The organism is Streptomyces sp. NPDC058284 (assembly GCF_042881135.1).
GTDB lineage: Bacteria > Actinomycetota > Actinomycetes > Streptomycetales > Streptomycetaceae > Streptomyces.
The window spans coordinates 58444-71617 of record NZ_JBHVYE010000003.1 but is presented as its reverse complement, the minus strand read 5'-3'; the positions used below and the strand labels follow the sequence as shown (position 1 = coordinate 71617).

14 protein-coding genes are annotated in these 13174 nt (G+C 71.9%); 7 read left to right on the top strand and 7 right to left on the bottom strand.

Features of this window, described 5'->3' with window-relative positions:
• Positions 1-212: 212 nt before the first annotated feature.
• From ACFVYR_RS06325 to ACFVYR_RS06315, 3 genes are all read right to left on the bottom strand, one after another.
• The gene (locus ACFVYR_RS06325) at positions 213-305 is read right to left on the bottom strand and encodes an Ms4533A family Cys-rich leader peptide (RefSeq protein ID WP_384249385.1); all 93 of its coding nucleotides are present in this window, start codon (positions 303-305) and stop codon (positions 213-215) included.
• A gap of 68 nt (positions 306-373) precedes the next feature.
• Complete coding sequence (locus tag ACFVYR_RS06320; RefSeq protein WP_384249387.1) at positions 374-1804, bottom strand: DUF3152 domain-containing protein; 1431 nt, start codon at positions 1802-1804, stop codon at positions 374-376.
• Positions 1805-1812: 8 nt separating this feature from the next.
• The gene (locus tag ACFVYR_RS06315) at positions 1813-2811 is read right to left on the bottom strand and encodes an alpha/beta fold hydrolase (protein ID WP_384249389.1); all 999 of its coding nucleotides are present in this window, start codon (positions 2809-2811) and stop codon (positions 1813-1815) included.
• Positions 2812-3003: 192 nt separating this feature from the next.
• Here ACFVYR_RS06315 and ACFVYR_RS06310 point away from each other — a divergent pair, with 192 nt between their 5' ends.
• The 4 genes from ACFVYR_RS06310 to ACFVYR_RS06295 all read left to right on the top strand — a co-directional run bounded on the left by ACFVYR_RS06310 (position 3004) and on the right by ACFVYR_RS06295 (position 4956).
• Positions 3004-3222 (top strand): hypothetical protein, encoded by a 219-nt coding sequence (locus ACFVYR_RS06310; RefSeq protein ID WP_384249392.1) that lies wholly within the window; start codon positions 3004-3006, stop codon positions 3220-3222.
• Positions 3223-3461: 239 nt separating this feature from the next.
• Positions 3462-4103 carry a TetR/AcrR family transcriptional regulator gene (locus tag ACFVYR_RS06305; protein WP_384249395.1) on the top strand — a complete coding sequence of 214 codons (642 nt, stop codon included), beginning with the start codon at positions 3462-3464 and terminating at the stop codon, positions 4101-4103.
• 152 nt (positions 4104-4255) lie between these two features.
• Positions 4256-4483: a DUF3107 domain-containing protein gene (locus ACFVYR_RS06300; protein WP_362999486.1), complete on the top strand. Its 228-nt coding sequence runs from the start codon at positions 4256-4258 to the stop codon at positions 4481-4483.
• Between the two features lie 203 nt (positions 4484-4686).
• Positions 4687-4956 (top strand): hypothetical protein, encoded by a 270-nt coding sequence (locus ACFVYR_RS06295; protein ID WP_384249397.1) that lies wholly within the window; start codon positions 4687-4689, stop codon positions 4954-4956.
• An 82-nt stretch (positions 4957-5038) separates the two neighbouring features.
• Here the strand turns inward: ACFVYR_RS06295 and ACFVYR_RS06290 are convergent, their stop codons facing one another.
• Positions 5039-5776: a ferritin-like fold-containing protein gene (locus ACFVYR_RS06290; protein ID WP_384249399.1), complete on the bottom strand. Its 738-nt coding sequence runs from the start codon at positions 5774-5776 to the stop codon at positions 5039-5041.
• Between the two features lie 462 nt (positions 5777-6238).
• Here ACFVYR_RS06290 and ACFVYR_RS06285 point away from each other — a divergent pair, with 462 nt between their 5' ends.
• Both ACFVYR_RS06285 and ACFVYR_RS06280 read left to right on the top strand, forming a co-directional pair.
• Positions 6239-8713 (top strand): DEAD/DEAH box helicase, encoded by a 2475-nt coding sequence (locus tag ACFVYR_RS06285; RefSeq protein ID WP_389611366.1) that lies wholly within the window; start codon positions 6239-6241, stop codon positions 8711-8713.
• A gap of 206 nt (positions 8714-8919) precedes the next feature.
• Positions 8920-9891 (top strand): alpha/beta fold hydrolase, encoded by a 972-nt coding sequence (locus ACFVYR_RS06280; protein ID WP_384249404.1) that lies wholly within the window; start codon positions 8920-8922, stop codon positions 9889-9891.
• A 31-nt stretch (positions 9892-9922) separates the two neighbouring features.
• Here ACFVYR_RS06280 and ACFVYR_RS06275 read toward each other — a convergent pair whose 3' ends face one another.
• Positions 9923-10831: an NYN domain-containing protein gene (locus tag ACFVYR_RS06275; protein WP_384249407.1), complete on the bottom strand. Its 909-nt coding sequence runs from the start codon at positions 10829-10831 to the stop codon at positions 9923-9925.
• 204 nt (positions 10832-11035) lie between these two features.
• Between ACFVYR_RS06275 and ACFVYR_RS06270 the strand changes: the two genes are divergently transcribed.
• Entirely contained in the window at positions 11036-11188 is a 153-nt protein-coding gene (locus ACFVYR_RS06270; protein ID WP_266659153.1) for a hypothetical protein, read from the top strand.
• 105 nt (positions 11189-11293) lie between these two features.
• On the opposite strand, the gene ACFVYR_RS06265 is transcribed toward ACFVYR_RS06270, so the two are convergent.
• Together ACFVYR_RS06265 and ACFVYR_RS06260 are read right to left on the bottom strand one after the other, a co-directional pair.
• Positions 11294-11899: a MarC family protein gene (locus ACFVYR_RS06265; protein ID WP_384249409.1), complete on the bottom strand. Its 606-nt coding sequence runs from the start codon at positions 11897-11899 to the stop codon at positions 11294-11296.
• 256 nt (positions 11900-12155) lie between these two features.
• Positions 12156-13031 (bottom strand): PHP domain-containing protein, encoded by an 876-nt coding sequence (locus ACFVYR_RS06260; RefSeq protein WP_384249411.1) that lies wholly within the window; start codon positions 13029-13031, stop codon positions 12156-12158.
• Positions 13032-13174: the final 143 nt, after the last annotated feature.

Below are 13174 nucleotides of genomic sequence, written 5' to 3'. Positions count from 1 at the left end.
GAAAGACCTCTCGGGGGCGCTGCGCGAAGGGCAGCGGAGCAATGGGAATCGAGCAGAGACCGAGCGGAGCTCGCCCCGGGAGAAGGCGCGGAGACGCGGCACAGAAGGCGGCGTGGAAACAGCTGAACCGGGTTACGGACGGCCGAAAGGGATTACGGGACGACCGGGTCCTGAACAGCTGGGAAAGAGCGACGCACTCGCCGGGGCGGGCGTCAGCAACAGTGAATGTCGGCCACGCAGAGCGCGGTCACGCCGAACAGCGCCAGCTCAATGGCGGCGCTCGACGGGGCGTGATGGTTCGACATGCGGAGAAATATGAACGAACTTCCGACAGATGTCAAAGCGGCGCCCCTCCCCGCGAGGGCGCCCCGCCTCAACTCTTGGGGAACACCCAGGGGTTGGCCTTGCACTTGATGCCGTCGTGCTCGAGGAACTTCGTCTGCTGCTGCATGACGGGGGCGAGGGCACCGTCCTTGGTGCAGTCCGTGTGATTGTGGCCGAGCCGGTGCCCGACCTCGTGATTGAGGAGCATCTGGCGGTAGGGGTAAATGGCGCTGCCGAATTTCTTCTTGACCGCGTCACCGTAGGTCTTGGCGCCCTGCGCCCACCGATAGGCGTTGATCATCACGCGGTCCGTCGCCGCGGAATCGCACGAAACGTTGTCCTGGGTCGTGTCCAGACCGGATTTCGCGCACCAGGCCGCGGTCGTCCCCGGGCTCGCCAGCGTCAGGACGAAATCGGGGTGCCCTGACGAAATGCGCTCGAAAGTACGGGCGCCGCCGTGGGCCCAGCTCCGGTCGTCGTTCAGCGTCTTCTGGGCGGCCTGCGCGAAGAGCTCGCCGTCCAGACCGAGCCCCTTCTCGATGTCGACGCGGTAGCGGAGCCGCTGCCCCTTGCCGGGAGCCTTGGCGAACCCGGGCACCACCTCGAAGTCGCCGGACGCCTTGAGCTTCGGATCCATCGGGACCGTCTTGGCCATCTTCTGCTCGTACGTCTCCGGGGCCGCCTTCCGCTCCTCGGCCGGCGTCGGCCGGCGGTCCGAGCGGGAGGCCGGGTCCTCGGTGTCACGCGCGCCGCCCGGGGCCGCCTTGGTACCCGTGTCCGAGTCCTTCGCCCCGTCGGCGAACTGGCCCGACACGACGGCCACCAGCACGGTGGTCACGGCGACGGCCCCGATACCGGCGAAGGCACGGCGGCGACCGCGACCGCCCTTCTTGCCGTCGCCCGCCGATCCGGGCCCGTCACCGCCGGAGATGTCGCCGCCGTCCCACTCGGTGACGGAGGCGTACGGGTCGCGGGGGCGGGGCGGCTGCGCGCCGGGCTGCGGGGACGCGGGCTGCGGGGCTGCGGCCTGATTCGGCACGGCCGGAGTCGGAGTGGCCGGAGCCGGGGTGGCCGGAGTCGGGGTGGCCGGAGCCGGGGTGTCCGGCTTGGGCGTGGCCGCGGTCGGCGCGCCCGGGGTGAAGCCCTCGGGGAGATCGTCGGGGAAGGCGGCGACGTAGTCCTGGCGGGGCCCGGGTACGCCGGACTCGCGCTGCTCGGGGTGCCCGCCACGGACGTGCGGGATCCCGTGCGGCGGCGTCGCCCGGGGCATGCCGTGCGCGGGCGTGCTGTCCGCCGACGCGCCGTCGGCCCCGGGGGCCCGCCTGCGCCGCCCGCTGCCCGCCCCGGCCTGCGGGCCCACGCCGGGCGACGCCGCCATGCCCGAGGCTCTGATGTGGTCATCCGAAGCCCCGCTGTGGTCACCAGAGGTGCTGTCGTTGTCAGTCGTGTCTGCCGGACCGCGGCGGCTGTGACGTCCCACGCCCCGCCTCAGCTCCCCGAACCCGCGCGCGAGGCGCCATGGCGCCCGTCACTCAACTCGCCCGCGTCGACGAGGAGTTCACGAAAAGCTGTCGCCACGGTCTCGGGGTACTCCATCATCGCCACGTGCCCCGCGTCGGGCAGCGTGAGCAGCCGCGAGTCGCGGAACGCGGCGGCAGCCCTGCGGGCCATGCGGAAGGAGACGAGCAGATCGCGCCCGCCGTAGACCAGCAGGGTCGGCGCGAGCACCCGCTCGGCCTGCCGCCAGAGTCCGTGCTGGCCACCCAGCGTGTACGCGTTGACGACGCCGCGCGCCGAGCGGGCCATGGCGTCCCAGAAATAGGGGAGCTGGAGCCTGCGCTCCATCTCCCTCACCGCGGCGCCGAAACCTTCCGGCGTCACCCTGCCCGGGTCGCCGTAGCAGAGGCCGAGGACGCCACGCACCCGCTGCTCCGCCGTCCACTCCCTGGTGAGCCGGGTGAAGAGGGCGGCGACGCCCGGTACCGCGAGCAGTCCGGTCGGCAACGCCGTGCGCTGCACCCGCAGCTCGGGCAGGGCTGGCGAGACCAGCGTCAGGGTGCGGACCAGGTCGGGGCGGACCGCGGCGACGCGCGTGGTGATGGCGCCGCCCAGTGAGTTCCCGACGAGGTGGACGGGGCCGCGCTCGCGCGCGTCGAGGTAGCGGATGACCGCGCGGGCGTGCCCGGTGATGGAGTAGTCGCCGTCGTCCGGCGGCGGGGAATCCCCGAACCCGGGCAGGTCGAGCGCCTCGCAGTCGACGACGTCCTCGAGCCGCGGCATCAGGGCCGACCAGTTCTGCGAGGAGCCGCCGAGCCCGTGCACGAACAGCGCGGGCGGCAGGCCGGGGCGGGCCGGGGGCCGGGAACGCACGGTCAGCGAGAGCCCGGGCAGACCGACCGAGTCGAGCCGCTCCCCCTCCGCGACCGCCACGGCACCCGGCTTGGGCGCGGCGGCGGCCAGTAGGTTCGGCAAGTCGGTCGAAGACATGCGGCAATGTTACGAGACGATCACGCGGTAGTTCACCTGTTCGCTGTCACAGAATGCACACAGATCGCGTAGCGCCTCGTCCGGGTCTCTTCTACGCTCGAAAGAGCGGACGGAAAGAGTCATGGAAGGAGGGCGAGGCGGGCACTCGCACCCCCAGGACCACCGAGTACCGCAAGGGAAGAGAGCCAGCACATGAGTGTCGACCCGACCGATCCCGACACCTTCGAGACGGCAGAGACCGGGCCCGTGGCCGACGTGGAGGCGCCGGAGGCGGACGCGGCCGAGCAGCAGGCGGACCTGACACCCAGCAGGGACGACCCCCTGGAGGAGGCCGACCCGGCCGTCGCCAGCGAAGGCGACCTGGCGGAACAGGCGCGCGTCGTCAACCTGGACGAGGACGACTACCGCTAGGACTCACCGAGACGACTCACCGGGAGGGCCCGGTCGGCCAACCGGCGCCGAAGCCGACGGGTAAGCCGGGGGCCGCGTACGGGCAGCTGCCCGTGTTTGCCCTGCTACGCACCGCTGCGCGGCCCTTCTGTGGTCGTCCAGTCCGTGAAATTCTGCGCTCGCACCGCGCACATCACAGTTACCGAAAAGTACGATGGCGGCGCGGCGCTCACCGCACACCGGACGATTTGGGAGGCGGCGTGACAGCCATCGAGCAGACAGAGGCGGCACGCCCGCGCGGCACACGGCTGCCGCGCCGTGCCCGACGCAACCAGCTCCTCGGGGCGGCACAGGAAGTGTTCGTCGCGCAGGGCTACCACGCGGCGGCGATGGACGACATCGCCGAGCGCGCCGGCGTCAGCAAGCCCGTGCTCTACCAGCACTTCCCGGGCAAGCTCGACCTCTACCTGGCCCTGCTCGACCAGCACTGCGAGTCACTGCTGCAGTCCGTGCGCACGGCGCTGGCGTCCACCACGGACAACAAGCTCCGCGTCGCCGCGACGATGGACGCCTACTTCGCGTACGTGGAGAACGAGGGCGGCGCCTTCCGGCTGGTCTTCGAGTCGGACCTGACGAACGAGGCGGCGGTGCGCGAGCGCGTGGACCGCGTCACCCTCCAGTGCGCCGAGGCGATCTGCGAGGTCATCGCCGAGGACACCGGCCTGCCCCGGGACGAGGCGATGCTCCTCGCCGTGGGCCTCGGCGGGTATTCGCAGGTGGTCGCCCGGTACTGGCTGGCCAGCCGCAGCACCGTGCCGCGCGACAAGGCGGTGGAACTGCTCACGTCGCTCGCCTGGCGCGGTATCGCGGGCTTCCCGCTGCACGGCACGGAAGGCCACTGAGAGCACGGGCTCCGACCCGCGCGGTCTGTTCCCGTCCCGTGTTCGCTACCGGCGTGCACGGCCGCGGCCGTCCCCGTCCCCTCACCGGGCTAATGTGTGCTGGGTACGGCGCGGACGGCCGCGCACAGACTGACCGTCGGAGGGACAAAGCCGTGGAGGTCAAGATCGGCGTGCAGTACGCGCCCCGCGAGATCGTGCTGGAGAGCGGCCAGAGCGCCGAGGAAGTCGAGCACGCGGTGTCCGAGGCGCTGACCGGCAAGTCGCCGCTGCTGAGCCTCGTGGACGACCACGGCCGCAAGGTCCTGGTTCCGGCCGACCGCCTCGCGTACGTCGAGCTCGGCGAGCCGACTACGCGCAAGGTGGGCTTCAGCGCCCTGTAGGACACTGCCGGGCGTCCTGCGGGACGCTCCCGGTGGATATGCGTTGATATGCGGAACGGCCCGGTGGTCTCAACCACCGGGCCGTTCCGCTGTGTTGTACGAGGAGATGTCGACGCCACCCGATCATGGAGGGTTGCATTCCGGCCGCCTGGGGTAGACCGGCTACGACCGATTTGCACCTGGCCGCAAGGGAGGGCACCACCGTGATTCTGGAAGCACTCGGCTCCACACTGCTCGGCCTCGCCCTGGCCTGGGCCACCGCGCACCGCTTCGGGCACCGCCTGCCCGCGCGCAGCCTGGTCCTGTCCACGGGCCCCGTCGGCGCACTCATCGGCGCCTTCATCACCCACATGGCGCTCGGCTCCGGCCACGCCCCCGCGACCCTCACAGGAGCACTGGCCGTCTCGGCGGCCCTGCTGTCCCTCCTGATCCGCCCCACCGGCACCAGACTGCGCCACTCGGCGACAGCGTAACCCTCAGCGACGCCAGGGGCGCGGGGAACTGCGCGACCGGCCACAGCGGAGCCGCAGGCCAACAGCCACCCGCACCGCTCCGCTAGGCCGCGAGGCCCAACGCCGCCATCCGCTTCGTGTGCGCCTCAGTGATCCGCGAGAACATCCGCCCGACCTCGGCAAGGTCGAACCCGTCCGCCACGCCCCCGACCAGCATGGTCGACAGCGCGTCCCGGTCGGCGACCACCCGCTGCGACTGCGAGAGCGCCTCGCCCATCAGCCGGCGGGCCCACAGCGCGAGCCGCCCGCCCACCCGCGGATCCGCGTCGATCGCGGCGCGCACCTTCTCCACGGCGAAGCTCGCGTGCCCGGTGTCGTCGAGCACCCCGAGCACCAGGGCGCGGGTGTCGCCGTCGAGGCGCGCCGCGACCTCGCGGTAGAAGTCACTGGCGATCGAGTCACCGACGTACGCCTTGACCAGGCCCTCAAGCCAGTCGGACGGCGCGGTCTGGCGGTGGAAGCCGTCGAGCGCGGCGACGAACGGCTCCATCGCCTCCGTCGGCTCCGCGCCGATCGCCGAAAGCCGGTCCCTGAGCTGCTCGAAGTGATGGAACTCCGCCGACGCCATCTTCGCGAGCTCCGCCTTGTCGCCGAGCGTGGGCGCCAGCTTCGCGTCCTCCGCGAGGCGTTCGAACGCCGCGAGCTCCCCGTAGGCGAGCGCGCCGAGCAGGTCCACCACCGCCGCGCGGTAGTGGGGCTCGGCAGAGGCTTTCGCCCAGTCCTGGGCGGCGACTCCGGTGGGTTCGGGGGCGGATTCGGCAGAGGTGTCAGGCGTCTCCATGAAGCGCACAATAGCCCGCTTGCAGGAAGGCGTAAGGCCCTGGTCAATGAGTGTGACGACGGCCATGTGACCAATTCGCCGGACACACATGCGAGATTTAGCGGTACAGTGGTAATGCGCCCGCTGGACATTCGACGGGCCGTACGAATGAGGATGCCCGGTCGGTGGCACGATCGGCTCCGACCCGACAGCCCTCCGAGCCCTACGCGCAGATGCGTGCGGCATGAGGGGGGAACCTCAGCGGTAAGAGCGCTCGAGCGCAGGCAGTGGTCCCGCGCCCCCGGCACGCCCCACAGCGGCCGGCGGTAGTGGCACGGTCACGACCCCCAGCGTTCGCCTCACGCCGCGTCTCACAGAAGAGGCATAGCCCTGACTACGACTTTCCGAGAGCTCGGGATTCTTCCCGAGACGGCCGAGGCCCTTGAGGCCGTCGGCATCATCAGCCCTTTCCCCATCCAGGAGATGACACTCCCCGTCGCCCTTTCGGGCTCGGACGTCATCGGCCAGGCCAAGACCGGCACCGGCAAGACGCTCGGCTTCGGCCTCCCGCTCCTGGAGCGCGTCACCGTCCCCGCGGACGTCGAGGCGGGCCGGGCCGAGCCCGGACAGCTGACCGACGCCCCGCAGGCGCTCATCGTCGTCCCCACCCGCGAGCTCTGCCAGCAGGTGACGAACGACCTCCTGACCGCCGGCAAGGCGCGTAACGTCCGCGTCCTCGCCATATACGGCGGCCGGGCCTACGAGCCGCAGGTCGAGGCCCTCAAGAAGGGCATCGACATCGTCGTCGGCACCCCGGGCCGCCTGCTCGACCTCGCCGGACAGCGCAAGCTCGACCTCAAGCACGTCAAGTGCCTGGTCCTCGACGAGGCCGACGAGATGCTCGACCTGGGCTTCCTGCCCGACGTCGAGAAGATCATCAACATGCTTCCGGCGAAGCGCCAGACGATGCTGTTCTCGGCGACGATGCCGGGCGCCGTCATCGGCCTGGCCCGTCGCTACATGTCGCAGCCCACGCATATCCGCGCCACCGCGCCGGACGACGAGGGCCAGACCGTCGCGAACACCAAGCAGCACGTGTACCGCGCGCACAACATGGACAAGCCCGAGATGGTCTCGCGCATCCTGCAGGCCGAGGGCCGCGGACTCGCCATGATCTTCTGCCGGACGAAGCGGACCGCCGCCGACATCGCCGAGCAGCTCGAGAAGCGCGGCTTCGCCTCGGGCGCGGTCCACGGCGACCTCGGCCAGGGCGCGCGCGAGCAGGCGCTGCGCGCGTTCCGCAACGGCAAGGTCGACGTGCTCGTCTGCACGGACGTCGCCGCGCGCGGCATCGACGTCGGCGGCGTGACGCACGTCATCAACTACCAGTCCCCCGAGGACGAGAAGACCTACCTGCACCGCATCGGCCGCACCGGCCGCGCGGGCGCCAAGGGCATCGCGATCACGCTGGTCGACTGGGACGACATCCCGCGCTGGCAGCTGATCAACAAGGCCCTCGACCTGGGCTTCAACGACCCGGTCGAGACGTACTCCAGCTCTCCTCACCTGTACGAGGAGCTGAACATCCCGGCGGGCACCAAGGGTGTGCTGCCGCGCGCCGAGCGGACCCGTGCGGGTCTGGGCGCGGAAGAGGTCGAGGACCTCGGCGAGACCGGTGGGCGTGGCCGCGGTGGCCGCTCCGGCGGTCGTGGCCAGGACCGGGACCGTGGCCATGACCGGGACCGCGGTCAGGACCATGGCGGACGCGACCGTGACCGCGGTGGCCGTGGCGGTGCCGGTTCCGCCCCCGAGTCCGCGCCCGCCGAGCGCGAGCGTCCTGCCCGTACGCCGCGTCGTCGCCGTCGCACGCGGGCCGGCAGCCCGCTCGACACCGCCACGACGGCTCAGGCCACCGCGGTGACCGAGGCCACCGCGGTGACCGAGGCCGCCGCTCCGGTGGCCGAGGCCGCTCCGGTCGCTCCGGCCGTCGCCGAGGCGACCGAGCCGCGCACCCCGCGTCGCCGTCGTCGGACGCGTTCCGGCGCGGCGTCGGAGTCCGTGGCCACGGCCGGGACCACGACGGTCGTCGAGGCGGAGATCCCCGCGCCTGCCGCCGTCCCCGCCGTCGAGGAGGTGGAGGCCCCGGTCACGAAGCCGCGGCGCCGCACCCGCAAGACGGCACAGACCGCGGAGAAGGCGGCCGAGACCGCCGCTGTCGAGGTCACGGCGCCCGAGGCCGCTCCGGTGGCCGAGGCGGAGGCTCCGGCCACCAAGCCGCGCCGCCGCACCCGCAAGACGGCACAGGCCGCCGAGACCGCGGTCGCCGCGGCCGAGGGCACCCCGGAGACGGTCGAGGCCGTCGAGGCGCCCGCGGCGGAGAAGCCGAAGCGCCGCACCCGCAAGGTGGCGGAGAAGGTCGCCGAGGCAGCCGCCCCGGAGGCCGAGGCGCCCGTCGCCGAGGCACCCGCTGCCGAGAAGCCGAAGCGCCGTACGCGCAAGGTCGCCGAGAAGGTCGCCGACGCCGCGACCCCCGAGGCCACCACGCCCGAGGCCGAAGCCGAGGCCGACAAGCCCAAGCGCCGCACCCGCAAGACCGCGGCCAAGGCCGTCGAGGCCGTCGAGGCGGAGGCCGAGGCGCCCGTCGCCGAAAAGCCCAAGCGCCGTACGCGCAAGGTCGCCGAGAAGGTCGCCGACGCCGCGGCCCCCGAGGCCACCACGCCCGACGCCGAAGCCGAGGCCGACAAGCCCAAGCGCCGCACCCGCAAGACCGCGGCCAAGGCCGTCGAGGCCGTCGAGGCGGAGATCCCGGCGCAGGCGACGGACGAGGCCAAGCCCCGTCGTCGTACGCGCAAGGCTGCCGCCGCCCCGGTGGAGACGACCGAGGCCGAGGCAGCCGCCCCGGCGCCGCGTCGTCGCACGCGCAAGAAGGCCGAGCCGGTGGAGACCCCGGAGAGCTGACCCACCGGTCACCTCTCCCCCGGTCCGCACGGATCCGCCGTACCGAAGGCCCGCCCCCGCCCGGGGGCGGGCCTTCGCGCGTGACACCCACCACGGGCCGGTTCGAGCACGAGATCCCGACGGCCCTGTCGCCCTGCCCTGCCCTATCGCCCCGCCCTGCCCCACCGCGCCGTCACCGCCCCCACCCGACCCGTTAGCCTCGGCTCATGAGCAGGCCCCCGACCTTCGTCCCGCCCCCGTGCGCGACCGCGCACACCCTTCGTACCGCGCGCGGGGACTTCGCCGTCCTCGCCGCTGCTCCGGCGCGAGGCGTCCGGCGCAGGGGGACCGTTCTCCTGATCCCCGGCTTCACCGGCAGCAAGGAGGACTTCATCGCCCTCCTCGAGCCATTGGCGGCCGCGGGCTACCGGGCGGTGTCCGTGGACGGCCGCGGCCAGTACGAGACCGCGGGGCCCGACGACGAGTCGGCGTACGCACAGACCGAGTTGGCCCGTGATGTCCTGGCCCAGGCGGCGGCTCTGGAGAAGGACGCGGCGGGGGCGCAAGGAGCGGCCGGGGAGCCGTCACCCCTCCGGCCCCACCTGCTCGGTCACTCCCTCGGCGGTCAGATCGCCCGCGCCGCCGTGCTCCTGGACCCCGGCGCCTTCGCCACCCTCACCCTGATGTCCTCGGGCCCCGCCGCGGTCGCCCCCACCCAGCAGTCCCGCGTCGCGATGCTGGCCGACGCCCTCGCGGCGCTGTCGATGGACGAGGTGTGGCAGGCGATGCAGGCCATGGAGCCGCCGCCCCCGCAGGACGCACAAGACGCACAGGCCACGCCGGACGCACAAGACGCACGATCCACGCGGGACGCCCCGGCCGTACGGACCGGCGCCGCCGAGAGCGACGACGAGGCGCTGCGCGCCCGCTGGCTGCTGCACGCTCCGGCCCAGCTGATCGCCACCGGCAGGCAGCTCCGCACCGAACCGGACCGTGTCGCCGAGCTCGCCGCCCTGCCGCTGCCCAAGCACGTGGTGTCGGGCGAGCGCGACGACACCTGGCCCGTGCCGCTCCTGGACGACATGGCGGACCGCCTGCACGCCCGTCGCACGGTGATCCACGGCGCCGAGCACTCCCCGAACACCGACCGCCCCGCGGAGACGGCGGCGGCTCTGATCGACTTCTGGAACCGCCACTGACTCACGCGCTGACCGGCGCGGTACGACGTCCTCAGTACTGCGCCTGCAGGTGATCCCAGAAGCCGTCCCGCAGCGCCCGGCGCAGGTCCGCCTGGCCGCGCAGCGAGTACTGGAGCAGCCGTTCCGCCTCCACCAGGAGATCCTGGTCCACGGAGCCGGGCAGGTACGGATGGCCGGGCAGCAGGCCCACCAGTGCCTCGCGCCCCCGCGCCGCGAGCCACTTCGCGGCGATCTGCGCGCCGACGAAGCGGACCTCCTCGCGGGTGGGGCGGTGCGCGGTGGCGCCCGCCTCGTACGCCGTGACGGAGCGCCGCGTGACGTACGGCTTGAAGAAGTCGAGGTCGAACGTGCGCTGGCTGTCGACCTCCCACAGCAGCGCCTCCGCCTGGTTGCGGCCGTCGGGCGCCTCGATGCCCCACAGGTGGACCCGCGCGCCGTACCCCTGCGCCGCCTCGACCGCCGAGACGAGGTCCTCGTCGCCGCCGATCAGCGCCGCGTCGCTGATGGCGCGGTGCCTGGCCAGTGACTCCAGGTCGCTGCGGATCAGCGAGTCGACGCCCTTCTGCTGGTTGTTGGCGTTGAGGTTGCCGAGCCTGACCTTGACGTCGGGCAGCTCGGCGATCGACTGCTGCTCGTTCGTGTGGATGCGGCGCCTCGCACCGTCGTACCAGTAGACGCGCAGCAGACGACTGTCCGCGAAGATCGTCCGGGCCTTGTCGATGAGCGCGTCGATGAGGCCTTCCGCGTCGATGTCGAAGGCGCGCCGGTCCTCGGTCCCGGCCGCGAGCCGGCCCGCGGCCGCGTACAGGTATCCGGCGTCGACGAAGATCGCGTGCGTGGACGGAGTCTTCGCCACCTCGGCGAGCACCCGTTCGAGCAGGCTGTTGGCGCGGTCCAGCTGAGCGGTGATGTCGGCCGCGTTGGGGTAGGCGTCGTTCATATCGTCACCAGTCTCCCGCCGGTCACACAGCGAACACAACCGGTCTCGCTACTCACAGGTAATTAGGTTCTCGAAAAATTTCCTTAGCGTAGGGAATGTTTGCACGGGACAACTCGTTGTACCCATCAGGAACACCGCAGCAACACCAGCAACACACAGCAGTTCTCCTTGCAGGAGGATGACCAGACGAAGGGAGAAGCCCCTATGCGCTTCGAAATCATGCGACTCGACGACGTCGATGGCTCGGCCGTGGACAGCACCGTCGTAGACGCCGCCTCCGTCAACCGGATCGTGCAGCAGGCCGCAGCGATCGGCCAGCGCATCTACATCCGCCCGGCCGACACCTCGGCCTCATAACGCAGACGTCGCAGGGCCCCCGTACGGATTCCGTACGGGGGCCCTTCGTGCGTCCAAGGACGGGTGCACCACCGTTTCAGGTGCCGTCAGGCGCCTCCAGGAGCTTCAGGTGCCCTGGATGACCTGTGTGACGCCGTTGATGATCTGCTGCACCGCGATGGCGGAGAGCATCATGCCCGCGAGCCGGGTCACGAGGACCACGCCGCCGTCCTTGATGACGCGGATGATCAGCAGCGAGTACCGCATCACCAGCCACAGCACCACGTGCATCGCCACGATCGCCGCCCAGACGGAGACTTGCGTACCGATGCTGTCGGCGTCCTGGACGGCGAGGATGACCGAGACGATCGCGCCGGGCCCGGCGAGCAGCGGCATGCCGAGCGGCACCAGCGCCACATTGACGTCCTTGGTCTGCTTCGGCTCGTCCGTCTTGCCGGTGAGCAGGTCGAGCGCGATGAGGAGCAGCAGCAGCCCGCCCGCGATCATCAGCGCGGGGACGGAGACGTGCAGGTAGTTGAGGATCTGGTGGCCCACGAGGCCGAAGACCGAGATGACACCGAAGGCGACGCACACGGCCTGGAAGGCCATCCGCTGCTGCACCTTGACGGGGCGGCCCGCGGTGAGACCGAGGAAGATCGGGGTGATCCCAGGGGGGTCCATAATCACGAAAAGCGTGAGAAAGAGGGATCCGAAGACGGCGACGTCGAACACAGTGATGGCCTTGCAGAGAGTCGTACGAAGGAGCCGCGCCGAACGGCGGCACCGGGCGCGGGGCGCGGTGGCCGCCGTCAGGGGCGGTGGATGCGGTGGATGCGGTGGATGCGGTGAAGTGATGGAGCGGAGTGAGCTGCGGCGCGAAGCAAAGCGATGCGGCGCGACGCGGCGCGGTGTGGCGCGGTGTGGTGGCGGGCGGCCGGTACAGAGGGGACCGCGTGAGCGGTGTTGGCCGCGCGGCCCGTGCGAGCCGTTACGCCGCCGGGGTTCCGCCCGCCCCCGGCACGGGGAACGCCCCCGTCGCCCGGCGCGTGATCTCGCCGTAGATCTCGGGGTCGGTGGTGTACTCCCCGAGCACGCACGTCTTGCGGCTGCCGTGGTAGTCGCTGGAGCCGGTGACGAGGAGGCCGAGTTCCCCGGCGAGTCCACGCAGCCGGGTACGGGTCTCGGGGGTGTGGTCCATGTGGTCGACCTCGATGCCGTCGAGGCCGGCCGCCGCGAGTTCGGCTATCGCGGTCTCGGACACCGTCCTGCCGCGCTTGGCGGCGCCGGGGTGCGCGAACACGGTGACGCCACCGGCCGCCTTGACCAGGCGGATCGCGTCGAAGGGGTCGAGCTCGTGCTTCTCGGCGTAGCCGCGGCCGCCGTCGGCGAGCCACTCGGGCGTGAAGGCGTCGGAGACGGTCGGCACGACGCCGAGCTCGACGAGCGCCTCGGCGATGTGCGGGCGGCCGACCGATCCTTCGCCCGCGATCCGTGCGACCTGCTCCCAGGTCACCGGCACGCCCAGCTCCTGCAGCTTGCCGATCATCGTCTTCGCGCGCGGGACCCGGTCGTCGCGGACCAGCTCGCGCTCGCGGGCGAGCTCCGGCTCATCGGGGTCGAAGAGGTAGGCGAGCATGTGCAGGCCCATGCCGTCGAGGCGGCAGGAGAGTTCGGCGCCGGTCACCAGGGTCGGCCCGGCCGGCAGCTCGCGCAGGGCCCGCTTCGCCTCCGCGTGGCCCCGGGTGGTGTCGTGGTCGGTCAGCGCGACGACGTCGAGACCGGCGGCGGCCGCGTTGCGGACCAGCTCGGCCGGGGTGTCCGTGCCGTCGGACGCAGTGGAGTGGGTGTGCAGATCGATGCGCACGACGCTGGCTCCAGTGCTCTGACAGGCGGCTGAGGGGGACGCTCAAGGATAACGGGAACGCGACGCCGCTCCGGCCGCCCCGAACGAGGCATCGCTCACGCCGGGAGGGCAGCGGCACGACCGCGCCACGGGCCCGTACGCAC